This window comes from Pseudonocardia hispaniensis, from assembly GCF_042658695.1.
Taxonomy (GTDB): Bacteria; Actinomycetota; Actinomycetes; order Mycobacteriales; family Pseudonocardiaceae; genus Pseudonocardia; species Pseudonocardia hispaniensis.
This window is the reverse complement of record NZ_JBHSQW010000035.1, coordinates 155433-179826: the sequence shown is the minus strand read 5'-3', so window position 1 is coordinate 179826 and position 24394 is coordinate 155433. Positions and strand designations below refer to the sequence as shown.

The following is a 24394-nucleotide window of genomic DNA, read 5'->3' as shown; positions in this document are numbered from 1 at the left end:
TACGGGGAAGAGTCGTGACGATAGGGGCGGGCCCGTTTCCCCTGCCGGGTGTCCCCGTTGTGGGTGGCAGGGTGCGTAGACGGCCCGTGCGAGAGGGTGGCGTCGGTGAGCGCACCGCGGCGATGCCGGACGAACCGGATGATCGAGACATGGAGGTGCGACGCGTGACAGAGCAGGGAAGAGCCGTCAGCAACGCGACGGCGCGGCGACGGGCCGCGCTCCTGGCGAGCGACCAGCCCAGCCCGATCCTGGGGCGGCACGCCAGCCGGAGCGAGATCGCCGCGGAGACGCCGATCTTCCACGCCCTGACCGCCGGTGGCTGGCGGAGCCGCCAGCACGAACCCGCGGCGGCGCCGGTCCCGCCGGCACCACGGGCCCGGCCGGTGGATCCGATGGTCGCCTTCCGCCGCGACCCGTTGACCGCACCGATCCCCGTTCAGGCCTTGATCCCGCCGCGGGAGGCCGCCACACGCCACCGGGGGTGCGCGACCGGGGGTGCGCACGCGTTGCCCGAGCCGTCAGGGCGCCATCATCGGTCCACCAGGGTCCGGACCGGGATCGACGGCCGTTGGTGATCCCGGTCCGGGAAGCCGGAGCCGTGGGGAGCGCGGCTCCGGCTTCCCGGGACGACGTGCATGCGCCGCCCCTAATGTAAACGCACTTCACTCGCCGGGCGACGGTACGCTGGGTGAACGCCGTTCACAAGGGGCAGGATGGCGACCATGACGGCGAACACATCGTCATCCGGCCGGCCGGTCCGAGGCCGTTCCGACACCGAGCGCATGATCCGGGCCCGAGCGCGCACCCTGCTCGTCGAGCAGGGTGCGAAGGCGCTCACCCTCCGCGCCATCGCCGCGGAGCTCGGGCTCACCGCCCCCGCGCTGTATCGGTACTTCCCGTCGCGGGCGGCATTGGTCAGCGCGGTCTGCGAGGACATCTGCGCCGATCTCGCGCGTGATCTGCGGGCACTCATCGACCGGGTGCCGCCGAATGATCCACAGGAGCGGATGCTCGCGGCCTTTCGCGGGTTCCGAACCTGGGCGTTGCGGCACCGCGCGGAGTTCACCCTGGTTTTCGGTGCGCCGGGAGGGGACGGCACCGGAATCCGTGGCCAGTTCGGGCTGGTCCTCATGGAAGTCGCCGGTGGGATGCTGGCGTCGGGACGGCTGGCCGCGGCGTCCCGGGCGGCACCGCCCGGGGCCGGTCCGATGCTGGAGTCGTTCCGCGAGCTGCTGCTGTCCGGGTTCGCCGAGGCCGGTGTGCCGGTCGAACGGCATCTCATCCGGCCAGACGCGATCTATCTGCTGCTGCGCTGCTGGATCCTGCTGTACGGGACGGTCGCGCTGGAGGTGTTCGAGAAGCTGGCCTTCTTGACGGCAGACCCGGAGCCGTTGTTCGAGGCGCTGCTCACCGAGATCGCCGGGATGCTCGCCGAGGACCCCGCGTCCGGAACCGGTGGCGCAGCGGACGCCCGAACGGACCGGTGATCATCCGAGGAGTCGCTCGGTGACCTGACGGTGGAGTTCGGGCTCCGGTTGCGGGAGGCCGAGCAACGCGGCGAGGAACAGCCCGTCGCCGACGAGACGCACGATCTCGGCCTGCACCGGATCGGTGATCTCCCTGCGTAGGCCCTCGTCCCAGGAGCGCATCACCTCGGTCAGGGCGTGCTGTACCTCGGTGTGCCGGCCGTCGGCCGAGCGCAGCGCCGCGAGTGCGGAACGGAACAGGGCAAAGCTCTCCTCGTCGGAGTCCTCGTAGGACTGCAGGTAGAAGTTCGCGACGCTGGTCCCCCCGCGCAGGGCGGCGGCGAGCCGGGCGTCCGCCCGTTCCCCGAACCTGCGGACCAGGGCAGCGAGCAGGGCCTCCTTGCTCCGGAAATGGTGCAGCAGACCGCCCTTGGACACTCCCGCTCGAGCGGCGACGCTCTCCAACGAGATCTGGGCCGCACCGGTGCCGGCCAGCAACTGCTCCAGCGCGTCGAGGATGCGGTCGCGGGTGGAGGTCTCGCTCATCGGCACATCCTACCGTCCGGACGGTCTGGCAGAATGACGCAAGACCGTCCGGACGGTCGGTGCTGGAGGGGGGCAGGAAATGATCCGGGACTCCGACCCGACTCGTGCGGTGCCCACCCGCGCCGGTGTCCGCGAGTGGCTCGGCCTGGCCGTGCTGGCCCTTGCGGTGCTGCTCATCGCTGTGGATGCGACGGTTCTCGACGTCGCGGTGCCGTTCATCAGTGAAGCCCTCGGCCCCACGAGCAGCCAGCTGCTGTGGATCATCGATGTCTACTCGTTCGTGCTCGCCGGGCTGCTGGTGACCATGGGCACCCTCGGCGACCGGATCGGACGACGCCGATTGCTGCTCGCCGGCGCCGCTGGTTTCGGGGTGGCCTCGGTGCTGGCGGCGTTCTCGACCACCCCCGGCATGCTGATCACCGCTCGGGTGCTCCAGGGCGTCTCGGGAGCGACCCTGATGCCGGCGACGCTGGCCTCGATCCGGTCGATGTTCCGTGACCCCGCACAGCGGGTGACCGCCATCGGAATCTGGGGCGCGATGTGGGGCGGTGGTGCCGCAGTGGGGCCGTTGCTCGGCGGGTGGCTCCTCGAGCACTTCTGGTGGGGCTCGGTCTTCCTCGTCAACGTCCCGATCATGATCCTGCTGCTGGCGGCCGCGCCACGGGTGATCCCCGAGTCCCGCGATCCGCGGCCGGGCCGGTTCGACCTGGTCAGCGCCGGGCTTTCGATCCTGGCAATGCTGGCGACGGTGTACGCCGTCAAGGAGACGGCCGCGCACGGACCATCCTGGCTCCCGGTCGTCCTCGGCGGGCTGGGGGTCGTCGTCGGCTGGGTGTTCGTCCGGCGGCAGCGCACCCTGGACGATCCACTGATCGACGTGCGGCTGTTCCGGCTGCCGTCCTTCTCCACCGCGATCGTGGCCAACGCGCTGTCCGTGTTCGCCCTGGCCGGGGTGCTGTTCTTCGGCTCCCAGTTCGTTCAGCTGGTGCTGGGCCACCGGCCGCTGTCCGCCGGGCTGCTGATGTTGCCCGGCACCGCCGCGAGCGTCGTGGGATCGCTGCTTGCGGCTCCGCTGGCGCGCTGGTGGGGGACGAGGCTCGCGCTGGGTGTGCCGCTGATGGTGACCGCACTCGGCGCGGTGTCGATGATCGGGCTCTCCCCGCACGGCGGGGCCGTCCTGTACGCCTCGGCCTTCACGCTGATCGGATTGGGCGCAGGCGTGGCGCTGACGCTCACCTCGGCGATGGTCGTCGAGACCGTGGAGCCCGAGCGCGCCGGCGCCGCGTCCGCTGTCTCGGAGACGTCCTACGAGCTGGGCGGAGCGGCGGGGATAGCGGTGCTGGGCAGCGTGCTGATGGCGGTGTTCCGCGGCCGGCTCGATGTCACGGCGCTCGCCGAGGATGATGCGCGGGCGGCACGCGAAACGCTCGGCGGCGCGATCGCCACGGCGAAACGGCTGGAGTCGGGTGTCGGGGCCGAGCTGGTTCGATCGGCACACCAGGCCTTCGTCGCCGGGATACACGTCGCCGCCATCGGGACCGCCCTCCTGCTGCTCGTGACTGCCGTCCTGGCCCTGTTCCTGCTGCGGCCCGCCCGGGGTGGAGCGGGCCGCTGAGATCCGAGCGTCCCGGCCCGGTGCACGCTGCAAGATCACGATCTCGGGCTGGAGTATTAGGCTGACCGAGATGTGGACGAACTGGTCCGGTGCGCAGCAGAGCCGCCCGCGAGCGACCGACCGTCCGCTCGATGAGGCGGGTGTCGCCGCGGCGGTGCGCCGGGCGGCCAGCCGGGGGCTGCGCATCCGGCCGGTCGGCACGGGGCATTCGTGGAGCCCGCTCGCGGTGACCGACGACGTCCAGCTCGACTGCCGCGCGCTCACCGGCGTCGTCGCGGTGGTGGGCGAGCGGGTCCGGGTCCGCGCGGGCGCGACACTCGAGAGCCTCCACGGTGAGCTGGCCGAACACGGCCGGGCGCTGGCGGTGGTCCCGGACGCCGTTGAGCTCACCGTGGCCGGGGCCATCGGCACCGGAACCCATGGCAGCGGGGCGACGACCGGCTCGCTGTCCGCACAGGTCACCGGTGTGCGGCTGGTCGACGGCACCGGCACCGTTCGCCGTGTCGAGGGGCCCGACCTCGATGCCGTGCGCACCGGCCTCGGCGCGCTGGGTGTGCTCACCGAGGTCGAGCTGCGCACCGTGCCGCTTCGCCTGTTGCAGGTGCACGAGGAGCCGGGTGAGCCCGTGGAGCTGGTGGCCACCGGCGGGGTGCTCGATGCCCATGCCTGGGCCGAGATCGTGCTGCACGTGCCGAGCGGGGAGGCGCTGGCCCGCTGGGGCGACCCGGTCGAGCCGGACCTCGAGAGCGCCCCCGTGCGACGCGACCTGGTCCGGGCCGCCGCGGCCGGATCGGCCGAGGCGCTGGGCCGGGTGGTATCCCGGCTCGCCCCGACGCTGCGTCGGACCGCCCGCTGGGGTGGCACGGTGGTCGGCCCGGCGCACCGGGTGCTGCCCGACCGCCGTCCGGTCCGTGCCGAGGCGGCGGAGTGGGCGCTGCCCCGCGAGACGCTCGGCACGGCCCTGCGCGAGCTCGGCGCGGCCGCCGCCGCCCGCCGGATGGAGCTGCGCAGCCCGGTCCTGGTCCGCGTCGGACCCGCCGAGACGGGCTGGCTGCATCCCGCCTGGAACCGACCGACGGCGTGGGTGGCGTTGCGCAGTCCCCGCGGCGTGGACCCGGCGCCGCTCTTCGCGTTGGCGGGTACCGTCCTCGAGGCCGTTGGCGGGCGCCCGCACTGGGCGGGTCACCACCGGTGGGGCCGCACCGAGGTGGAGCGAGCCTATCCCCGGCTGGCCGACTTCCAGGCCGTCCGCAACCGGTTCGACCCCGATCGCCGCTTCTCCGGCGCCCACGTCGACTCCCTCCTCGGCGCCTGATCCCCGCGAGTCGCGGTATTTCCGAGCGCGAGTCGCGGTATTTCCGCGACCGAGTCGGGGTCAGGACGCGTGCAGCCGCCGAGCCACGGCCCGCACGGCCGCCCGGGCGGCCGCGCGGTCGACGCGGGTGGGCTCACCGTCGGCCAGCACCGCTTCGCCCGCCACCCAGACGTCGCGCACCAGCCGTGACCCGCCGGCCCACACCAGGTTGGACAGCAGTTGCGCGTCGTCGGACGGGTCGACGAAGGCAGGCTCGTCGAGGTCGATGTGCACGAGATCGGCCCAGCGACCGGGCTCCAGGGCCCCGAGATCGTCGCGGCCGATCGCGTTCGCGCCGCCGCGGGTGGCGAGCAGCAGCAGGTCCGCGGCGGTCAGCGCGGCGGCGTCGGCCGTGCTCACCCGCGCCAGGAGGCCGGCGAGCCGGGCTTGCTGCCACAGGTCGAGATCGTCGCCGGAACCGGGACCGTCCGTGCCCAGACCGAGGCGGACCCCCGCCCTGCGTAGATCGATCACCCGGGCGATTCCCGCCGCGAGCTTGGCGTTGGAGCCCGGGCAGTGCGCCACCGCGGTGTCGCGGCCCGCGAACAGGCCGATGTCGGCATCGGAGAGGTGCACGCCGTGCGCCGCGAGTACCCGCCCGCCCAGCACGCCGAGCTCCTCGAGCAGGGCGGGCACCGACCCGTACCTCGCGCGGACGTCCACGTCCTCGTGCACCGACTCGGCGACGTGAATGTGCAGCAGTGCACCGCGCTCCCGCGCGCGCTCCCCGCTCGCGATCAACGCCTCCGGGGGCAGCGTGTATGCCGCGTGCGGCCCGAAGCCCAACTCGATGCGATCCCCCGGCCCGGCACACAGGCCCGCCGCGTCGATCCGCGAGGTGATGTCGTCGAGCATGTCCTCCCAGCTGCCCAACCGGTCCCAACCGGGCCCGGCGATGACACACGGGGTGACGACGGCCCGCGAGCCGACGCGCAGCACCGCGTCGATCACCGCGTCGGTGTAGAAGTACATCTCGACGCTGGTCGTGCAGCCGGTCCGCAGTAGCTCCACGCCGCCCGAAACCATGCCCGCGTGAATGTCCTCGGCCGTCAGTCGGCCCTCGGCGGGCCAGATCACCCCGGTCAGCCACCGCATCAGCGGCAGGTCGCCGCCCATCCCGCGCAGCACCGTCATCGGGGTGTGGCAATGGGTGTTGACCAGGCCGGGCAACAGCAGGCCGGGCAGGGCCCGGACCGGCGCATCCGACGCCGGGGCGGCGGCGCGGGTACCGACCCAGGTGATCCGACCGTCCGCTCCGACGTCGACAACCGCGTCGCGCAGCACCGAGCAGCCCGGGTCGCACGGAAGGGCGACCGGGGCGGTGAAGCGGCTGGGGCACGACGACACGCCGGCTACCGCCTCGGCTCGAGCAGGGAGCGCAGCGAACGGAACGGCGGCAGCCAGGCGCCTTCCTCCGGCAGCGTGTCGAGCGTCATTCGAGGCAGCGGCTCGCGGAACACACCCTCGATGTCCTCGAGATCGACGAAGTCGATCACCTCGGAGGTCAGGGCGAAGTTCGCGTACTCGCGGAACCCGATGACCGTCACCGCGGTCGTCTGGGCGACGAGGGCCTCCAGCGGTTCGCGGAACGCCCGCCCATCACCCGAGGCGACGACGACGTGCCGTAACGCCCCCTCGTTCATGCGCAGCTGGATGTGCCGCAGCATGTCGTCGTCGATGTCGGAGTCCTCGGTCATCTTCGGCTTGGCGAAGACGGCGAAACCGACGTTGCGCAGCGCCTCCACCCACGGCCGGACGACCTCTGTGCTGCCGGGAACGACGTTGGTGAACACGCAGGCCTCGGCGATCGCCTCCGGACCTGCCAGCTCGAGCAGCCAGCGCCCCACGGCGTCGAACCGCGGGCGGAAGGCCGATGTCGGGCGGGCTCCGAGCAGCGATCCTAGGCTCATATCCATGTTCGGTGCGTCCCAGACCAGCAGCACACGAGAGGTCGGGACCACCGATGCGAGCGCCGTCACGAGGGCTCCACCATCGGGCGCGTCGAGATCATTGACCGACCCTATCCCTGTCGCGTGGATACCATCCGGGCGACGGACGAGAGCGCGGGCACCGTGCGGGCGCGGTGCGTGGCGCTGATCGGCGAACTGCGTCGTACGGTCGCTGAACGGCTGACGGGGCGGCGGCCGCGGAAACCTGGGTGCGCGGCCACCGGGACGGTGCAGCACCGTGGCGCTCGATCGGGCCCGCCCGCCCCGCAGGGCTTGCGCCGTGAGGAGACGTGACACAGCGATGGGTGAGGATCCGGACGAGATCGCCGCACGCGCAGCGGCCGCGATGGAGCGTGCGGACGCCGCGAGCCGAGAGGCGGGCGTTCGGCTGCTGGACGTGGGTCCCGGTCGCGCCCTGGTCGGCATGACCGTGCAGGCCCGGCACGTCAACGGGCACGGGCTCTGCCACGGCGGGTACCTGTTCCTGCTCGCCGACGCCGCGCTCGCCTACGCGTCGAACAGCTACGGGACCTCGGCGGTGGCGGCGGGCGCGGATATCACGTTCCTCCGGCCGGTCGCGGCCGGTGCTGAGATCGTGGCCGAAGCGGTGGAACGGGCGAAGGCGGGCAGGTCGGGGCTCTACGACGTCACGCTCCGGGTCGGCGCGGAGGTGGTGGCGGAGTTCCGCGGACGCACCCGGCAGGTGCCCGGTCTGCCACCGCCGAGCGAATGAGCGCTCAGACCCGCACGAAGATGAGATCCCGCACGACGCGTCCCTCGGCGACCGCACGCTGCTCGAACTTGGTCATCGGCCGCCAGCCGGGGCGCGGGGTCCAGCCGTCCGGGGTGTCGGCCGCGTTGCGGAGCAACGGCTCCGCCGCGCACACCGCGCGCATCTGGTCGGCATAGTCCGCCCAGTCGGTGGCCAGGTGCACAGTCGCCCCAGGTCGGAGCCGTGAGGCGGCCAGCGCCACGAACGGCGGCTGCACGAGTCGGCGCTTGTGGTGCCTGCGCTTGGGCCACGGGTCGGGGAAGAAGATCCGAATTCCGTCGAGCGAATCCGGTGGAACGCAGGCGCACAGCAACTCCACTGCGTCGCCGCGGAGCAGTTGCAGGTTGGTGAGCCCGGCCTGGGCGGCCCGCATGAGCAACTGGGCGAGCCCGGGCTCGTAGACCTCCACCGCCAGATGGTCGACGTCGGGCTCGGCCGCGGCGAGCGCCGCGGTCGACTCCCCCATGCCCGGGCCGATCTCCAGCACCAGCGGTGCCCGCCTTCCGAACCAGGCCTGCGGGTCGTACGGCTCCCGGCCGGAGACGACGGCGGCCACGTCGCGGCCGCGCACCGGCCACCACCGCGCCCACGCGGCCTGCTGGCCGTCGGTGAGCCTGTTGCGTTGGTGGACGAAGCTGGGTATCCGGTGCCCAGCGGCAGTCCGGTTCTGGGGAGCGCGGCCCTCAGACACCGTTGCGACCGGCCGCGGGCAGCCGGACGTTCGAGGTGGCGCCGGGCAGCTTCCCGCGAAGGTAGCCCGCACTGGTCCAGGACAGGCAGATCATGACGGCGGCGGCCGACGAGATCCTGCCGCGACGCAGTTCGCGGACGACCGCCTTGGGTAGCACGTTCGCGACGTAGTCGCGTTCCGTGGACAGCGCGTCGTCGCTGCCGACCAGCTTGGAGACCGCGGCCTTCGACAGCCCCTCGGCCCAGCTGCGCCGCCGCAGATAGCGCCATTCCACCCGGTCGTCGCTGACCCGGTGGTCGACCTCGGCGCGTGGTTCGAACACGATCCGGACCGCGCGACCGTCGCGCGCGTATGCCTGGCGCGCGCGGATGCACAGCTCGGTCTCCTCGCAGCCCAGCGGGTTCTTCCCGATTCGGCCGATGTCCTCGGCGAAGCCGCCGACCCGCTTGAACACCTCGGCCCGGAAGGACATGTTGCAGCCCATGAGGTTGCGGACCTCGGACTGCTCGGTCGGCTGGCCGGTGTAGGTGCAGCCGACGACCCAGTCGAGCTCGCCGGTGGCGTTGCGGTCGGTGGGCGCGTCCCCGGGCAGGGTCACCGGGCGGCCATCCGGCCACCGCGGGTGGGCCACCCCGCCCACTGCGATCACCCGGGGGTCGGCATAGGGCGCAAGCAGCGCACGCAACCAGCCGGGACGAGCGGTGGCGTCGTCGTCCAGGAAGACGATCACCTCGCCGGCCGCCCGCGCGACAGCCGTGTTCCGGGCGCCGGAGAGACCCTGGGTGCTCTGGTTGGGCAGCACCCGCACCCCGCGTGGCCCGAAGGTGCGGTATGCGCGGTGGAGTAGCGCCTCGTTGTGGTCGACGACCACCATCGTCTCGATCGGGCGCACATCCTGCGCGGCGACCGAGGCCACCGCCGCCACGATGTCGTCCCAGCGCTTCTCGGTGTAGGCGCAGATCACCACGGTGGCGGTGACGACGGGGGGGTATCCGATCACGAGACGGGATCCTCCAGGTGTCAGGCGACCGCCCCGCCTGCTCAGCGCTGGGCGCGGTCCTTCTTGCGGCGGTCGGCCCGCCGGTGCTCGGCAAGCAGCGTACGCAGGACCCGGGTGCCGTCGGCGAAGGTCCTCAGGTTGGTCTCGCCGAAGATCCGCTGACGCTCGACCGACGGCACCTCGGTGATCTTCAGGTCGGCCGCGGCGACCCGGCAGTTCAGCACGGTCTCGATCTCGAAACCGTCGCCCCACAGCATGCCGTCCGGGGGTGCGGGCGCGTTCACGTCGGGGAGTTCGAGCAACGGCAGCAGGTCGGCCCAGAACGCGTTGTAGCCGTAGCACAGGTCGGTGTACGACGTGCCGAACAGCGCGTTCGCGACGCCGTTGAGGCCCGCGTTGCCGGTCTTGCGCAGCAAGGTGATGTCGTCGCTGCCCCCGCCCTCGGCGAACCGGGTGCCCTTGGCGAAGTCGGCACCGGCGACGAGCGCGGACACGAACGCGGGGATCTCCGTCGGGTCGGCGGAACCGTCGGCGTCGAACATCACGATGACGTCGCCGGTGGCGGCGGCGAACCCGCACGCCATCGCGTTGCCCTTGCCCTTGCGGGTCTGGGTGATGACCCGCACCCAGGGCAGCGTGCGGCGCGCGGCACCGATCGAGTCGTCCGTCGAATGCCCGTCCACGACGATGATCTCGTGTACCGCCGGGCGCACCGCAGCGATGGCCGGTAGCACGATCTCCAGGTTCCGGGCCTCGTTGCGGACCGGGACGATCACGGAGACGGCCGGGAACGCGGAGCGGCGGGGGTAGGGCCGGGGCCGCGGCTTTCGCATCGGGGGCCGGTGCATGGTGCCGTTGGGCGACGGGCCGAACTGGCGCGGCGGCGTGGCGTACGGGGGTACCACCCTGGGTGGCGGGCCGACTGGACCGCGCGCAGGCGTGATGGCCGGACGGACGGGCGAAACGGCGCTCACACAACCTCCATACAGGTCCGCTCAATCGTCACAACGACAGCGCGCCGAGCGGGTTGCGTGCGATCGGCCACTTCTCGACGGACGACCGGCGAGACCGTGACCGATTCGTGACGCATGGCGCGCGTTCGTTTGCATCATCCCCTGCCCCTCGGTCGTCATTCTCACCGGTATGTCCGATCCGACGGCCCACCGGGCACAACTCACCGCATTGGCGGCCGAGCTGGGGCGGCTCGGCCGCAGGCTCGATGAGCTCAGCGCCGAACTGCGGTCTCTGTGCGCCGAGGTGACGACGGTCGGCGACCTGGAGGTTGAGGCACCCGAGTCGCCCCCCGCCGAACCGCGGGCCGCATCGGCCGGCTGGGTCGGGCCGCCGTACCCGGGGCCGCCGTACCCGGCATCGCCGTGGGGCTCACCTGCGCCGCATCCGGTGCAGGTCCCGGCGGATGCCCCGGGATCCGGTCCGCGGCGACCCTGGCGGTCGAGGCTTCCCGCCTTGTCCGGGGCCAAGGTGCTGGCCTGGACCGGCGCGGGCGTCACCCTGCTCGGGGTCGTCCTGCTGCTTGTGCTGGCCGTCTCGCAGGGCTGGTTCGCCCCGGCGGGCCGGGTGATCGGCGGAGCGGTCCTCGGCCTGACGCTGCTGTGCCTCGCCGGGTGGCTGCACCGCAGGGAGACCTCACGGCCGGGTGCGACGGCGCTGGCCGGCACGGGAGTCGCCACGCTGTACCTGGTCGTCGCGGCGGCCACCGCGCTCTATGACTTCCTGCCCGACAGCGCCGGGCTGGCGATGGCGCTCCTCGTCGCGGGCGGTGGCCTCGGCCTCGCCGACCGTTGGCGCACGCCGTTGCTCGCTTCGGGTTCGGTGGTCGGGGCCGCGCTGCTGGCCCCGGTGGTCACCGACGGGATGGTGCCGGTCCTGGTCGCCCTCGTGCTCGTGCTGGAGGTCGCCGCCGTCGTGGTCGCGCTGCGTCACCGGTGGGCCTGGGTGGCCGTCTCGGCGGCGATCTGGCCGGTCCTGTACGGGATGGTGATGGCCGCCTCGGTGTCCCCCGCCGACCGGACGTTCGCCACGGCCGTCGTGGTGGCCGTGCTGGTCGTGCGCGTCGTCGTCGCGCCACTGGCCTCGACCCGGCTGCCGCGGTCGTCGTCGGCCGGGCTGCTCGCCTCGGCGGCCCTTCCCACGTTGGTCCTCGCCGCGACCGTCGGTGGCCGCGGGGGCGCCTGGCTCGCTGCGGGTGCGGCGGCGGCGCTGGCGGTCGTGGCGCTCGTTCCGCGGTTCGACCGGGTGCTGCGAATCGCCGCGGGCGCGGCGGGCACGATCGCCATGTACGAGGCGTCGGTGATCGCGTTGGACGGCGCCACCCGGATCACGGTGCTGCTCGGGCAGTCCGTCGTTCTCGTCGTGGTTGCCGCCGTGCTGCGGTCCCGGGTCCTGCTCGTGATCGGTGGGGTGTACGGGTCCATCCAGGTACTGGCGGCGATGGCCGTGCAGGTGTCGCCGCGAGCGCTGGTCGTGTTCCCGGCCGCTCCGTTCGTCTCCGTCACATCCCCGGATGTCGACGCACTGATCGCCGCGGCCGGGGCGTCGGCGCTGATCCTCGCGTTCGCCGTGGCGGTGCTGGTCGTCGGAGCGCGGATCGGGATTCTGGGCGGCGCCGGCCTCGGGGCCGTCCAGCTGTGGGCGCCCGCCGGCCTGGTTGCCCTCTACGGCTCGGCGGGGCTGGTGGTGGCCTCGGCGCTGCTGGTCTCGCCGGACCGGACCGGGTTCGTCGTCGGCCACGCCGCGATATCGGTGTTGTGGACGGTGGTGGCGCTGGTCCTGCTCGCCCGCGGCATCAACCGTCCCGGGCTGCGACTGGCGGGCCTGGTGCTGGTGCCGGTGGCGGTGGCCAAACTGATCTTGTTCGATCTGGTTGCGCTCGACGGGATCGCCAGGGTCGCGGCCTTCCTCGGGGCCGGGTTGGTGCTGCTCGCGGCGGGAACCCGGTACGCCCGGCTCGTGGCCGAGGCCCAGGCGGAGCGGGTCGCGCCGCCCTCGGACGGGGTGCCGGGCGCCGACACCTCCGGCTGACCGCCGGCGGTGGTCGTTCACGAAGGGGAACACTCCTGCCGATCGCGCACCTGGCCGGCGCCCCGGTGTGACGCTGTGGCGATGCCCGACCGCTATGCCGAGGCCGTCCGCAGCCGGCGCGCGGAACTGCGCGCCCACCAGCTGATCCTCGCCGGTGGCCACCGCGCCGAGATCCGCACCGCATGCGGCCAGGCCAGGCTGGCCGTGGCCGCGGAGGTGGCGGGCATGGCGGCGGAGCTCGCCCGGCAGGCCGAGGACTACCTCAATGGCGCCGATCGGGCGGCGCGGCAGCGGTTTCCCGCCCTGCTCACCGTCGCGGTCGAGGAGGCCGGGGCGCGGCTTCGTGAACGCGTCGCGGCGCTGGCGCTACCCGCCCTGCGCCGGGTTGCCGCGCGGCGGGGCGTGCCCGCGGCGTGGACCTCGCTGTGCGGCACCGCGCCCGAGAGGCCCGCGGGGCTACCCGGCCCGGAGCCGCCGCCTGGTCGCGCGCGCCTGCTCGCGCCCGGGGCCGGGGGGTACTGGCGGCTCGCGCTCCTGCCCGCGGCCACGGTCCCGTTGCTGGGCCCGTCGCTGGGGATCGGCCTGGCGCTGCTGGGGATCGTCCTGGCGGTGTGGCAGCGCTGGGTCGCGGCCGAGCGGGCCCGGCTGCGCCGATGGTCGGCCGATGTTCTGGCCGCCGCGCGCGCCCGGTTCGACGCCGAGCTGGGCCAGGTTCTGCTCGACCTCGAACTGCGGGCCGGGGCCCTCCTCGACGCCGCGGTGACGACGCGGCGCGCCCAGATCGAGGCCGAGCTGCGGGCGCTGGCACCCGCCCCACGGACAGGAGCCGACGATGCGCTGGACTGAACCCGACCCGGCACCCCGGTCCCCGCTCGGGGTCGACGACGATCCGGGTGATCCCGCGCCGCCGGGACTCCCGGTCGCCGACGGCCTCGACACCAACGGGGACGGGACGCCGGACACCGTCGTAACCGCCGAGGGCTCCGACCTGCTGCTGCACACCGATCTCGACGGCGACGGACTGGCCGACCAGATCCTGCGCATCGGTCCGGGCCGCGGCTCGGATGCCTTCGACCCCGACCCGGGAGCGAGCGGATGGTGGCTCCCGCAGTGCGGGGCGGGGCCGTAGGGATAGGTTGCGGGTGTGCCGACCGACCAGATCGATCCGGAGTTCCGGGCCCTGCCGCTCGCGGCGCTCGCCGACGCGGCGCTGAGCCGGGCCCGCGCGCTCGGTGCCGAGCACGCCGACCTGCGGGTCGAGAGCATCAGGTCGGAGTCGGTCAGCCTGCGGGACGGGAGCGTGACCGCGCTGTCCGAGGAGACGACGGTCGGGCTGGCCGTGCGGGTCGTCGTCGACGGGGTGTGGGGGTTCGCCTCGCACGTCGAACTGACCGCGGATCGTGCCGCATCCACGGCGGAGCAGGCCGTCGCCGTCGCGCGCACGCTCGCTCCGGTGGCGCGCGAACGTGTCGAGCGGGCCGCAGAGCCGGTCCATGCCGACGTGGTCTGGGTGTCGGCCTACGACATCGACCCGTTCACGGTGCCGACCAGGGACAAGGTCGCGCTGCTCACCGAATGGTCCCAGCGGCTCCTGGCCAGCGACGGCGTCGACCACGTTCAGGCGGCGCTCGAGCAGGTGCGGGAGAACAAGTACTACGCCGACCTCGCGGGGACCCGGACGACCCAGCAGCGGGTGCGGATCGCGCCGACGCTCTCGGCCATCGCGGTCGATCGCGCCGCGGGCGGATTCGAGACGATGCGGACGCTCGCGCCGCCCGCCGGTCGCGGCTGGGAGTACCTGACCGGAACGGGCTGGGACTGGGACGGTGAGCTCGAGCAGATCCCCGAGCTGCTGACCGAGAAGGCGAAGGCGCCTTCGGTCGAGCCCGGCCCCACCGACCTGGTCATCGACCCCACCAACCTGTGGCTGACGATCCATGAGTCGATCGGGCATGCCACCGAGTACGACCGGGCGATCGGCTACGAGGCGGCGTACGCGGGCACCAGCTTCGCCACCCCCGACCTGCTCGGGACGCTGCGTTACGGCTCCGACCTCATGCACGTGACGGGCGACCGCACGATCCCGCACGGCCTGGCCACGATCGGATACGACGACGACGGGGTCGCGACCACCCGATGGGACCTCGTCCGCGACGGCGTTCTGGTCGGCTACCAGCTCGACCGCACCTTCGCCCCGCGGCTGGGCCTCGGCCGCTCGAACGGCTGCGCGTTCGCCGACTCGCCGCACCATGTGCCGATCCAGCGGATGGCCAACGTGTCTCTCCAGCCCGACCCGGTGCGCGACACCACCACCGAGGAGCTGATCGCGCGGGTCGAGCGCGGGATCTACATCGTCGGTGACAAGTCCTGGTCGATCGACATGCAGCGCTACAACTTCCAGTTCACCGGGCAGCGGTTCTACCGGATCGAGAACGGGAGTCTGGCCGGCCAGCTCCGCGACGTCGCCTACCAGGCCACCACCACCGACTTCTGGGGCTCGATGGAGGCGGTCGGTGGGCCGTCGAGCTGGCGGTTGGGTGGTGCGATGAACTGCGGCAAGGCCCAGCCCGGGCAGATCGCCCCCGTCAGCCACGGCTGCCCACCCGCGCTGTTCCGCGGGGTGAACGTGCTGAACACGCAGCAGGAGGGCCAGTGACAGCGCTCGCCGCCCAGGAGCTCGTGGAGCGGGTTCTCGCCCGGCCCGGTCCGGACGTCGCAGGTCGCGTCGTCGTGGTCGCCGAGACCAGCGAGGCGGTGCTGCGCTGGGCCAACTCGACGATGACCACCAACGGCCACACCACCTCGCGGCGACTGTCGGTGATCTCGCTGGTCGACGTCGAGGGCGGGACCGCTGCCGGGGTCGTCAGCTCCAGCGTGGCGATCACCGATCCGGCCCAGCTCGACGATCTGGTGGCCGCCAGCGAACGCGCCGCCCGGGACGCCGGACCCGCCCACGACGCCGCCCCGCTGCCCGACGCCGTCGTCGACGACCCGGCCTGGTCCGAGCCTGCGGCCCGGACCTCGATCGGGGTCTTCGGCGGGTTGGCCGGCGGGCTCTCCGACGTCCTCGAGGGTGACCTGCGTCAGTACGGCTTCGCCAGCCATTCGCTGACGACCGTGTGGTTGGGCACGTCGGCGGGGGTGCGCAGGCGCTGGGTGCAGCCCAACGGCTCGGTCGAGCTCAACGTCAAGAGCCCGGACCTGGTCCGGTCGGCCTGGACCGGCGCCGCCAGCCGGGACTTCACCGACGTCGACGTCGTCGCGCTCGCCGCGGATGCCGCCCGCCGCCTCGACTGGGGCACCAAGCGGGTCGAGCTGCCCCCGGGGCGCTACGAGACGGTGCTTCCGCCCTCGGCGATGGCGGATCTGATGGTGTACCTGTGCTGGTCGATGGAGGGCCGGGCCGCCCAGGAGGGGCGTAGCGCGCTGGCCGGGCCGGACGGCCCGCGGATCGGGGAGCGGCTCACCGACCTGCCGCTGACGTTGACCAGTGATCCGGTCGCATCCGGGCTGGAATACGAGCCGTTCCTGGTCACCACCCGCTCCGGCGACGGGATCAGTGTGTTCGACAACGGCGCCCCGCTGCGCCGTGTGGACTGGGTGTCCGAGGGCGTCGTGCATGAGCTGGCCTACTCCCGGGCCGAGGCGCAGCAGTACCGGAGCTCGGGCGCTCAGTTCGCCCCGGTCGGCGAGAACCTGCTGCTCACCGGCGGTCCGACGGGGTCGGCGGGCTCGATCGAGGAGATGGTGAAGGGCACCGAGCGCGGCCTGCTGCTGACCTGCCTGTGGTACATCCGCGAGGTCGACCCGACGACTCTGCTGCTCACCGGCCTCACCCGCGACGGGGTCTACCTCATCGAACGTGGCGAGGTGGTGGCCGAGGTGGACCACAACTTCCGGTTCAACTACTCCCCGCTGGACGTGCTGCGCCGCGCCTCGGAGGTCGGCTCGACGACGGCCGCTCTGCCGCGGGAATGGAAGGACTGGTTCACCCGCACGGCGATGCCGCCGGTGCGGGTACCGGACTTCAACATGTCCTCGGTCTCCCGGGGCCGCTGACCCCGCCGACCTCTCCCCGCGAGTCGCGGTATTTCCGCGACCGAGTCGTGGTATTCCCGTGCGCGAGTCGGGGTATTCCCGTGCGCGAGTCGCGGTTCGCACGGCGCCCCACTGCCGCCGTGATGGCGGGAGCGTCGCTCGACAGACCGTTCGCGGGGTGAACCCGGAGCGCGGGAGCGCCCGCGCGCCCCGATGAGCGTGTCGGACGTCGCACCGGTCGCCGATCGAGCGGAGTTTGATCAGCGAAATGTGGGCAAACTCGTCTTCTGAATCGATTACATGATCGGTCCTGTGAGTCATTCGACACCACTCGTGGTGGGTCATCCGGCGCGTCCCGGGTAGCCTCGCTTTATTCCTTCCCATCACACCCAGGTCCGGACAGCGGCCTGGGTGGGCGTCAGCATTCCCGCGGCGGGCGAAGGGCCCGGCCCAGGTAGGAGACAGGACAGATATGACTGCAGCGACCGTGCCAGGGATCGACAACGCGCCCACGACCAACGCTCGCTTACTGTCCTGGGTTCGTGAGGTCGCGGAGCTGACCACGCCCGACCGGATCGAGTGGTGCGACGGCTCGGATGCCGAGTGGGACCGTATGACCTCCCGGCTGGTCGAGGCAGGGACGTTCGTGAAACTCGACGAGGAGAAGAAACCGAACTCGTTCTGGGCTGTCTCCGATCCCGAGGATGTGGCCAGGGTCGAGGAACGCACCTTCATCTGTTCGGTCGACGAGGCCGACGCCGGACCCACCAACAACTGGATGGATCCGGGCGAGATGAAGGCCATCCTCAATGACCTCTACCGCGGCTGTATGCGCGGTCGCACGATGTACGTCATCCCGTTCTGCATGGGCCCGCTCGACGCCGAGGACCCGAAACTGGGCGTGGAGATCACCGACTCCGAGTATGTGGTCTGCTCGATGCGGATCATGACCCGGATGGGCGCCTCGGTGCTGCCCCTGCTCGACGGCCCCGCTGGGGAGAACTTCGTTCCCGCTCTGCATTCGGTCGGCGCCCCGCTGGAGCCGGGCCAGCACGACGTGCCCTGGCCGTGCAACGAGACCAAGTACATCACGCACTTCCCGGAGACCCGTGAGATCTGGAGTTACGGCTCCGGCTATGGCGGCAACGCGTTGCTGGGCAAGAAGTGCTACGCCCTGCGCATCGCGTCGGTGATGGCCCGCGACGAAGGCTGGCTCGCCGAGCACATGCTGATCCTCAAGCTGATCAGCCCCGAGGACAAGGTCTACTACGTCGCGGCCGCGTTCCCGAGCGCCTGCGGCAAGACCAACCTCGCGATGCTGCAGCCCACCATCCCCGGCTGGCGGGCCGAGACCATCGGTGACGATATCGCGTGGATGCGGTTCGGCGAGGACGGCAGGCTCTACGCGGTCAACCCCGAGTACGGCTTCTTCGGGGTCGCCCCCGGCACCAACTGGAAGACCAACCCCAACGCGATGCGCACCATCGAGCAGGGGAACTCGCTGTTCACCAACGTCGCGCTGACCGACGACGGCGACGTCTGGTGGGAGGGGCTCGAGGGCGACCCGCAGCGCCTGACCTCCTGGAAGAACGAGAACTGGACCCCCGATTCGGACCAGCCCGCCGCACACCCGAACTCGCGCTACTGCACGCCGATCAGCCAGTGCCCGGTCGTGGCGCCGGAGTGGAACGACCCGAAGGGCGTCCCGATCTCGGCGATCCTGTTCGGGGGCCGGCGCAAGGAGACCGTCCCGCTGATCACTGAGGCCCGCGACTGGCAGCACGGCACGTTCATGGGCGCGACGATGTCGAGTGAGAAGACGGCCGCCGCGGCGGGTGGGCTGGGGCAGGTCCGTCGCGACCCGATGGCGATGTTGCCGTTCCTCGGCTACAACGTCGGCGACTACTTCCAGCACTGGGTGAACATCGGCAAGAGCGCCGACGCCGGAAAGCTGCCGAAGATCTTCTACGTGAACTGGTTCCGCCGGGGCGAGGACGGCCGGTTCCTGTGGCCCGGATTCGGCGAGAACAGCCGCGTTCTGAAGTGGGCCATCGAGCGGATGGAAGGCAAGGCTGCCGGGACCGAGACCGCGATCGGTTATGTCCCGACCGTGGAAGCGCTCGACCTGGACGGCCTTGACGTCCCGCGTGAGGACGTCGAGGCGGCGGTGGTGGTCGATACCGAGGAGTGGAAGGCCGAGGTTCCGCTGATCGAGGAGTGGTTCGAGAAGGTGGGCTCGAAGCTGCCGACCTCCATGCGTGACGAGTTGGAGGCGCTCAAGCTCCGCCTGGGTATGTAGCCCCGTGAGTGCGTAACAGTGTTAGAACACTGTTACGCACTCACAGGTATCGCTGACCTGCTGGGACCCGTCGCGAGATCGCGACGGGTCCCACTGTGTGCCGGTGTCCTCACCTGCCCCGCGACAGTCATCCGCTCCATCGGGCCGGACGCAACGACCCGGCCGCCGGGGTCGAGAGTGGTGTCGGTGATCGGCAGCATCCGAATCGTCGGTGGCGGGCAGGTCGTGTTGATCGTTGCCGCGCTGCTCGGGATACTCGATCGGGTGACGTCGGTGGCCCGAGCAGATCACACTCCGTGTAGCTCGCCGGTGTCGCATGATTGCAGGCGTGTGCCGACGGGACGGAACATTCCGACGATCAACGCGATACACGGGTTGACCGCGACCGTCGCGGTGTCAGGGCGGAGGTGACCCAGATGGTGCGTGTCGGACCGGTGAGCGTCATCGACGACGCTCACCTGATCGCATTTGTCGAGAAGCTCGCCGAAGCCGGCGACACCGAGGTCACCGAGGCCGCCTGCGCGCAGATCCGTCAGACCATCGAGGCCGGCGCCGCGCCGCCCGGACTGCGCAGACTCGCCGAGGAGATCGCCGACTCCGTCGGGGACGCTCCGCCGCGGCCGCATCCCCCCGTCGGGGACGGCGGGTCGCTCGTGGCCGCCGTGGCGGCGACCAATTTGGTCGTACTCGAGGGATTCGCGACGGAGGCGGTCGGCACGGTCGTGACCGACCTGCTCGCCGACGGGTTCCGGATCGTCGTCACGGCGACCGACCTGGGTGAGCTCGGCGCGTTGCGCGCGGCGCTGCCCGCCGAGGCCGGTCACCGCTGCCTGGACGCGTTGCCCGCGCTGTCCCCCGCCGAGCAGCGGGAACTGCGCAGGCTGCTCGCGACCGCCACCGAGTCGCGGCACTCCCGGCGCGACCAGCGACTGCCTTCCCCGGAGCGGCTGCCCGGCCTCGCCGAGGTCGACGAGCTCTGCCGACGCGCCCAGCTGGGCGCCACCGGCACCACGATCGACCTGCTTCCCGGACTGCTCGTCGACCTCGCACCCGAGCGCAGGTCCGCGGTGACCGACGTCGCCCGCGCCGCCGACCGGGCGCTGCGGGCGCTCGGCCCCCGGACCGAGGGGAACTGGACGTGGGGACTGCTGTCCGACCTCGTTCACAGCAGGCACCGGGCCGCGTTCGAGCGACTGGTCGAGGACATCGCGCAGGCCGGCGCAGCCGAGCGCGCGCGTACCGGAGCACCGGTCACCGTCCTTGGCCCGCTGCCCGCGGACTCGGTCGGGTTGCTGCGCCGGTACCTCGCGTTCCTGCAGTCCGGTGGCCGCCCCCGGACGTACTTCCGGTCGGTGCAGCAGCGTGACGTCCAGCCCGTGCTGCGGCAGTTCCTGGTCGATGGCGTCGTCCCGGAGAGTGTCGAGCAGGTGCGCCGCGTCCTGGAGCATGTCGAGCTCGCCGGGCGACTCACGGTGATCGACGCCGGATGCCGCGAGATCGGCGTCCCAGAGCCGCGCGACGTCGGCGAACTGGCCGAGCTGGCCGACGCGCTGAGCCGGGTCGGCGCGGCCGCTCGCGCGGTGAGCGCCCTCCGCCACGACGTGCTGTTCCTGCATCCGAACTCGCCGATCACGGTGCCCGATCTCACCGTGGCCGAGCGGATCATCGCCGACATCATCGACTACGCCGAGCACGGATTTCCCGAGCAGGCGGCGATCGAGCTCGACCGATACGCCGATCAGCTGGCCGGGCTGGTCCCGGCTCAGTTCATGGCGCCTGAGCATCGGCAAGCGGCGAAGGCCCTGCGCGCGCGGGACGCGGCGGGCTACGGGGTCGCGGTGGAGGCGCTGGCGGCCGCCCGTCGCGAGCAACGCGACGAGCAACGCTGCGCCGAGTTGCTCGGTGTGCTGCGCGCCGACGCACCGATGCTGGCCGCCGAGTGGGAGGCGGAGAGCCGCTCGGGCCGGGGTGGCTTCGGGCTCGTGTCGCTCGTGGCGGCGGATCGGCTGCTGGAGAAGCTCCCCGGGCCGGATGTGGCCGACGTGGTCATCCTGCTCGGTGCCGCCGAACACGGCGTCGACCGGCTGCTGCTCGCCGCGGTCGCGCCACGACTGGTCGCGGTCGTCGGGACGAGTGCCCGGCCGTCCCGCGCGCCGAGCCTGCTGAGCGTGCTGTATCGGGCGAACGCCTTGGTGGTGGCCGGCGAGCAGGGCGACCGGTCCGCCCCCGGTCAGGTCGTACGACTGCCCACCGCTGGTGGCTCGCGGCCGCGCAAAGGTGAGCGGCGGGTGAGACGGGAAGGTGCCTGAGAGCCGGATCCGGAGCGACGTGCCGCGACAGGCTACCGTCGCCGTCATGAACGATGAACATCCGGTCAGCCGGTTCGGAATCGTCGAACTCGAGGATCTGCCCGAGGATCTGCGCCAGCGCCTCGAGCCGATCGCGCAGAAGTCCGGATTCGTCCCGAATATCTTTCGCGCGTTGGGTCGCCGTCCCGATGAGCTGCGTGCCTTCCTCGACTATCACGACGCGTTGATGGAGTCGTCCGAGGGCCTGAGCAAGGCCGAACGCGAGCTGGTGGTGGTCGCGACGTCGGGGGCCAACCACTGCACGTACTGCGTCGTCGCGCACGGCGCGATCCTTCGGGTGCGGGCGAAGGACCCGGAGATCGCCGACCGGGTCGCGACCAACCCGTACGCGGTCGAGCTGAGCCCGCGCGAGCGCGCGATCGTCGATCTCGCGCTGCTGGTCGCCACCGACTCGGCGGCCCTCACCGAGGCCGAACTCGACGACGCACGCGCCGCGGGACTCACCGACGAGGAGATCTGGGACATCGGCTCGATCGCCGCGTTGTTCGCCATGTCGAACCGCCTGGCGCATCTGATGGCGCTGCGCCCCAACCCGGAGTTCTATCTCCTCGGTCGAGTGCCGCGGTGAGGTTCCTCGTCCGGACGGAACCCGGGCGCGGAACCGGACGAGGCCGCCGCTCGTTCGATGATCGAAACCTCATGGCTGCAAGGAGGACATGATGTCGCTGCTCAGAAGGATCACCGTCTTGGCCACCGCGGCCGAGGCCGCCCGTCGGTATGCGCGTAAGAATCCCGACAAGGCCGCCCGGCTCGTCGACCAGGCGGCGCAGTTCGTGGACAAGCAGACCAAGGGTAAGTACTCGGGACAGATCAGTGGGGCAGCGGACAAGGTCAAGGGGGTGGCCGGCGTCCAGCGGCGGCCGGGCTCATCCCGCTGAACGCCTCGGAGAAGGTCGGAAGCCCGACATTCGGTAACAGTGTTGTGATGAGGACGATCCGCCCTGTGGGCCGTCGCCGTGCCAGGATCGGGGTGACGAACACACAGTCGAGTGCCGGGTCACCTGCGCCGCGACCCTGGTGAGGTGGCCCGGTCGGCCGGGGCCGCCAAGAGCGGTCCGGGTCGTGAGCACGAGGAGGCAGCCGTGTCGCAACCCCAGGCCTGGGTACCCGCCGATCCCCGGTCCCGCCCAAGCCGCGAGCAGGTGCTCGCCGGTTTGCGGGGGACCGATGCGGGTGGGCCCGAACTCGTCCAGTTGCTCACCCCGGAGGGGCAGCGAATCTCCGACCCACGGTTCGACGGCTACGTCGACGACGTCGACGTGGCGGCGTTGAAGTCGCTCTACCGCGACATGGTTCTGGTCCGGCGCGTCGACCGGGAGTCCAACGCGCTGCAGCGCCAGGGCCAGCTCGGCATCTGGGTTCCGCTGCTCGGCCAGGAGGCCGCGCAGATCGGCGCGGGCCGGGCGATGCGCCCCACGGACATGGCGTTCCCCAGCTACCGCGAGCACGGTGTCGCCTGGTGCCGGGGCATCGATCCGACGGAGCTGCTCGGCATCTTCCGCGGCACCGACCACGGGAGCTGGGATCCGAGGAAGACCGGTTTCAACCTCTACACGATCGTCATCGGTAACCAGTGCCTCAACGCGGCCGGCTACGCGATGGGCCAGCGCTTCGAGGGCAAGGTCGGGGACCCCGAGACGGCCGAGGCGACGATGTGCTTCTTCGGCGACGGCGCCACCTCGCAGGGTGACGTGCACGAGGGCTTCGTGTGGGCGGCGGCTTACGACGCGCCGGTCGTGTTCTACTGCCAGAACAACCAGTGGGCGATCTCGGTCCCGCTGGAGCGGCAGACCCGGGTGCCGCTCTACGAACGCGCCCGCGGGTACGGCTTTCCCGGTATCCGGGTGGATGGCAACGACGTGCTCGCCTGCCTCGCGGTCAGCCGCTGGGCGCTGGAGGAATGCCGCACGGGTAACGGGCCGGTGCTCGTCGAGGCCTACACCTACCGGATGGACGCCCACACGACCTCCGATGATCCGACCCGCTACCGGCTCGCCGACGAGCTCGAGCTGTGGAAGCTCAAGGACCCCATCGAGCGGGTGCGGGTGAACCTCGTCCGAGAGCACCACGTCGAGGGCGAGTTCTTCGACGAGGTGGCCGCCGAGGCCGATGTGCTCGCCGCGCGGCTGCGTGAGTTCTGCGTCGCGATGCCCGAACCCGCGCCGGACCGGATCTTCTCCGAGGTGTACGCCGAACCCTCCCCGCTGCTGGAGGCGCAGCGCGACGAGTTCCTGGCCTACCACGCGTCGTTCCAGACCGAGGAGGCGTGAGATGGTCAGCCTGACCCTGGCGAGGGCGCTCACCGACGGCCTGCGCGCCGCGATGGAACGCGACCCGAAGGTGCTGATCATGGGGGAGGACGTCGGCAAGCTGGGCGGCGTCTTTCGGGTCACCGACGGCCTGCAGAAGGACTTCGGTGAGCAGCGTGTGCTCGATACGCCGCTGTCGGAGTCGGGAATCATCGGTACCGCGGTCGGTCTCGCGATCCGTGGGTTCCGTCCGGTGTGTGAGATCCAGTTCGACGGCTTCGTCTTCCCGGGCTTCGATCAGATCGTCTCCCAGCTGGCCAAGCTGCGGTTCCGGTCGCAGGGCCGGGTTCCGATGCCGGTCGTCGTGCGGATCCCGTTCGGTGGCGGGATCGGCGCCGTCGAACATCACAGCGAGTCGCCGGAGTCGCTGTTTGCGCACGTCGCGGGCCTGAAGGTGGTCGCCTGCTCGAACCCGTCGGACGCCTACTGGATGATCCAGCAGGCGATCGAGACCGACGATCCGGTGATCTTCTTCGAGCCGAAGCGACGGTACTGGGAGAAGGGTGAGGTCGACCCGGAGGCGGGCCCGGCCTTGCCGCTGCTCGCGTCGCGGGTCGTGCGGTCCGGCACGTCGATCACGGTGGCGAGCTACGGGCCGCTCGTGCGGACCTGTCTGGACGCCGCGACCGCGGCGGAGCCCGACGGGATCGATCTCGAGGTGATCGACCTGCGCGCGCTCTCGCCGCTCGACCTCGATCCGGTGTTCGCGTCGGTGCGACGCACCGGGCGGCTCGTCGCCGTCTCGGAGGCCCCGTCGGAGGCGTCGGTGACGGCCGAGGTCGCGGCCCGGGTTCAACAGGAATGCTTCTACTCGCTGGAGGCGCCGGTGCTGCGGGTGACCGGCTTCGACACGCCGTATCCGCCGTCGAAGTGCGAGGACGACTATCTGCCCGATCTCGACCGGGTGCTCGACGCCGTGGACCGGGCGCTGGCATGGTGATCAC

22 protein-coding genes are annotated in these 24394 nt (G+C 71.7%); 16 read left to right on the top strand and 6 right to left on the bottom strand.

The window, feature by feature from the left end; all coding sequences use genetic code 11:
- Window positions 1–164 precede the first annotated feature (164 nt).
- Window positions 165–575 (top strand): hypothetical protein, encoded by a 411-nt coding sequence (locus ACFQE5_RS17865; protein WP_379586547.1) that lies wholly within the window; start codon window positions 165–167, stop codon window positions 573–575.
- A gap of 207 nt (window positions 576–782) precedes the next feature.
- A complete protein-coding gene (locus tag ACFQE5_RS17860; RefSeq protein ID WP_379586546.1) occupies window positions 783–1487 on the top strand; it encodes a TetR/AcrR family transcriptional regulator in 705 nt (234 codons plus the stop codon).
- Here the strand turns inward: ACFQE5_RS17860 and ACFQE5_RS17855 are convergent, their stop codons facing one another.
- Entirely contained in the window at window positions 1488–2012 is a 525-nt protein-coding gene (locus tag ACFQE5_RS17855; RefSeq protein WP_379586545.1) for a TetR/AcrR family transcriptional regulator, read from the bottom strand.
- A gap of 79 nt (window positions 2013–2091) precedes the next feature.
- Here ACFQE5_RS17855 and ACFQE5_RS17850 point away from each other — a divergent pair, with 79 nt between their 5' ends.
- Entirely contained in the window at window positions 2092–3627 is a 1536-nt protein-coding gene (locus tag ACFQE5_RS17850) for an MFS transporter (protein WP_379586544.1), read from the top strand.
- Between the two features lie 70 nt (window positions 3628–3697).
- Window positions 3698–4942 carry a D-arabinono-1,4-lactone oxidase gene (locus ACFQE5_RS17845; protein WP_379586543.1) on the top strand — a complete coding sequence of 415 codons (1245 nt, stop codon included), beginning with the start codon at window positions 3698–3700 and terminating at the stop codon, window positions 4940–4942.
- Between the two features lie 60 nt (window positions 4943–5002).
- Here the strand turns inward: ACFQE5_RS17845 and ACFQE5_RS17840 are convergent, their stop codons facing one another.
- A complete protein-coding gene (locus tag ACFQE5_RS17840) occupies window positions 5003–6328 on the bottom strand; it encodes an amidohydrolase family protein (RefSeq protein WP_379586541.1) in 1326 nt (441 codons plus the stop codon).
- Between the two features lie 5 nt (window positions 6329–6333).
- On the bottom strand, window positions 6334–6960 hold the full coding sequence (locus tag ACFQE5_RS17835; protein WP_379586540.1) for an NYN domain-containing protein: 627 nt from the start codon (window positions 6958–6960) through the stop codon (window positions 6334–6336).
- Between the two features lie 271 nt (window positions 6961–7231).
- On the opposite strand from ACFQE5_RS17835, the gene paaI reads away from it, so the two are divergent.
- The gene (paaI, locus tag ACFQE5_RS17830; RefSeq protein WP_379586539.1) at window positions 7232–7663 is read left to right on the top strand and encodes a hydroxyphenylacetyl-CoA thioesterase PaaI; all 432 of its coding nucleotides are present in this window, start codon (window positions 7232–7234) and stop codon (window positions 7661–7663) included.
- A gap of 4 nt (window positions 7664–7667) precedes the next feature.
- Here paaI and trmB read toward each other — a convergent pair whose 3' ends face one another.
- Genes trmB through ACFQE5_RS17815 form a run of 3 tightly spaced genes read right to left on the bottom strand, consistent with a single transcriptional unit; the run spans window position 7668 to window position 10367 of the window.
- Window positions 7668–8393, bottom strand: a complete 726-nt coding sequence (gene trmB / locus ACFQE5_RS17825; RefSeq protein WP_379586538.1) for a tRNA (guanosine(46)-N7)-methyltransferase TrmB — start codon at window positions 8391–8393, stop codon at window positions 7668–7670.
- Window positions 8386–9393 (bottom strand): glycosyltransferase family 2 protein, encoded by a 1008-nt coding sequence (locus tag ACFQE5_RS17820; RefSeq protein ID WP_379586537.1) that lies wholly within the window; start codon window positions 9391–9393, stop codon window positions 8386–8388. The genes trmB and ACFQE5_RS17820 overlap by 8 nt, the downstream gene beginning before the upstream one ends.
- A gap of 41 nt (window positions 9394–9434) precedes the next feature.
- On the bottom strand, window positions 9435–10367 hold the full coding sequence (locus ACFQE5_RS17815) for a glycosyltransferase family 2 protein (RefSeq protein ID WP_379586535.1): 933 nt from the start codon (window positions 10365–10367) through the stop codon (window positions 9435–9437).
- Between the two features lie 169 nt (window positions 10368–10536).
- Between ACFQE5_RS17815 and ACFQE5_RS17810 the strand changes: the two genes are divergently transcribed.
- From ACFQE5_RS17810 to ACFQE5_RS17760, 11 genes are all read left to right on the top strand, one after another.
- Window positions 10537–12435, top strand: a complete 1899-nt coding sequence (locus tag ACFQE5_RS17810) for a DUF2339 domain-containing protein (protein WP_379586534.1) — start codon at window positions 10537–10539, stop codon at window positions 12433–12435.
- Window positions 12436–12516: 81 nt separating this feature from the next.
- Window positions 12517–13281: a hypothetical protein gene (locus ACFQE5_RS17805; protein WP_379586533.1), complete on the top strand. Its 765-nt coding sequence runs from the start codon at window positions 12517–12519 to the stop codon at window positions 13279–13281.
- Window positions 13268–13564 carry a hypothetical protein gene (locus tag ACFQE5_RS17800; RefSeq protein WP_379586532.1) on the top strand — a complete coding sequence of 99 codons (297 nt, stop codon included), beginning with the start codon at window positions 13268–13270 and terminating at the stop codon, window positions 13562–13564. The genes ACFQE5_RS17805 and ACFQE5_RS17800 overlap by 14 nt, the downstream gene beginning before the upstream one ends.
- Window positions 13565–13579: 15 nt before the next feature.
- Complete coding sequence (locus ACFQE5_RS17795) at window positions 13580–15091, top strand: TldD/PmbA family protein (RefSeq protein ID WP_379586531.1); 1512 nt, start codon at window positions 13580–13582, stop codon at window positions 15089–15091.
- On the top strand, window positions 15088–16494 hold the full coding sequence (locus tag ACFQE5_RS17790; RefSeq protein WP_379586530.1) for a metallopeptidase TldD-related protein: 1407 nt from the start codon (window positions 15088–15090) through the stop codon (window positions 16492–16494). Before ACFQE5_RS17795 ends, ACFQE5_RS17790 begins: the two co-directional genes overlap by 4 nt.
- 451 nt (window positions 16495–16945) lie before the next feature.
- Window positions 16946–18772, top strand: a complete 1827-nt coding sequence (locus tag ACFQE5_RS17785; RefSeq protein WP_379586528.1) for a phosphoenolpyruvate carboxykinase (GTP) — start codon at window positions 16946–16948, stop codon at window positions 18770–18772.
- A gap of 416 nt (window positions 18773–19188) precedes the next feature.
- A complete protein-coding gene (locus ACFQE5_RS17780) occupies window positions 19189–21081 on the top strand; it encodes a hypothetical protein (RefSeq protein ID WP_379586527.1) in 1893 nt (630 codons plus the stop codon).
- Between the two features lie 46 nt (window positions 21082–21127).
- Complete coding sequence (locus tag ACFQE5_RS17775; protein WP_379586525.1) at window positions 21128–21709, top strand: peroxidase-related enzyme; 582 nt, start codon at window positions 21128–21130, stop codon at window positions 21707–21709.
- 91 nt (window positions 21710–21800) lie between these two features.
- Complete coding sequence (locus ACFQE5_RS17770; RefSeq protein ID WP_379586524.1) at window positions 21801–22019, top strand: antitoxin; 219 nt, start codon at window positions 21801–21803, stop codon at window positions 22017–22019.
- 204 nt (window positions 22020–22223) lie between these two features.
- Window positions 22224–23411, top strand: a complete 1188-nt coding sequence (gene pdhA, locus ACFQE5_RS17765) for a pyruvate dehydrogenase (acetyl-transferring) E1 component subunit alpha (protein ID WP_379586523.1) — start codon at window positions 22224–22226, stop codon at window positions 23409–23411.
- A gap of 1 nt (window position 23412) precedes the next feature.
- Complete coding sequence (locus ACFQE5_RS17760) at window positions 23413–24390, top strand: alpha-ketoacid dehydrogenase subunit beta (protein ID WP_379586522.1); 978 nt, start codon at window positions 23413–23415, stop codon at window positions 24388–24390.
- Window positions 24391–24394 lie beyond the last annotated feature (4 nt).

What these genes read in the sequence shown, in the direction of transcription:
- ACFQE5_RS17785 (WP_379586528.1), top strand. Translation starts at nt 16,946, where the DNA reads ATGACTGCAGCGACCGTGCCAGGGATCGACAACGCGCCCACGACCAAC.
- ACFQE5_RS17800 (WP_379586532.1), top strand. Translation starts at nt 13,268, where the DNA reads ATGCGCTGGACTGAACCCGACCCGGCACCCCGGTCCCCGCTCGGGGTC.
- ACFQE5_RS17780 (WP_379586527.1), top strand. Translation starts at nt 19,189, where the DNA reads ATGGTGCGTGTCGGACCGGTGAGCGTCATCGACGACGCTCACCTGATC.
- paaI (WP_379586539.1), top strand. Translation starts at nt 7,232, where the DNA reads ATGGGTGAGGATCCGGACGAGATCGCCGCACGCGCAGCGGCCGCGATG.
- ACFQE5_RS17805 (WP_379586533.1), top strand. Translation starts at nt 12,517, where the DNA reads ATGCCCGACCGCTATGCCGAGGCCGTCCGCAGCCGGCGCGCGGAACTG.
- ACFQE5_RS17850 (WP_379586544.1), top strand. Translation starts at nt 2,092, where the DNA reads ATGATCCGGGACTCCGACCCGACTCGTGCGGTGCCCACCCGCGCCGGT.
- ACFQE5_RS17855 (WP_379586545.1), bottom strand. Translation starts at nt 2,012, where the DNA reads ATGAGCGAGACCTCCACCCGCGACCGCATCCTCGACGCGCTGGAGCAG.
- ACFQE5_RS17845 (WP_379586543.1), top strand. Translation starts at nt 3,698, where the DNA reads ATGTGGACGAACTGGTCCGGTGCGCAGCAGAGCCGCCCGCGAGCGACC.
- ACFQE5_RS17760 (WP_379586522.1), top strand. Translation starts at nt 23,413, where the DNA reads ATGGTCAGCCTGACCCTGGCGAGGGCGCTCACCGACGGCCTGCGCGCC.
- ACFQE5_RS17770 (WP_379586524.1), top strand. Translation starts at nt 21,801, where the DNA reads ATGTCGCTGCTCAGAAGGATCACCGTCTTGGCCACCGCGGCCGAGGCC.
- ACFQE5_RS17810 (WP_379586534.1), top strand. Translation starts at nt 10,537, where the DNA reads ATGTCCGATCCGACGGCCCACCGGGCACAACTCACCGCATTGGCGGCC.
- ACFQE5_RS17860 (WP_379586546.1), top strand. Translation starts at nt 783, where the DNA reads ATGATCCGGGCCCGAGCGCGCACCCTGCTCGTCGAGCAGGGTGCGAAG.
- ACFQE5_RS17775 (WP_379586525.1), top strand. Translation starts at nt 21,128, where the DNA reads ATGAACGATGAACATCCGGTCAGCCGGTTCGGAATCGTCGAACTCGAG.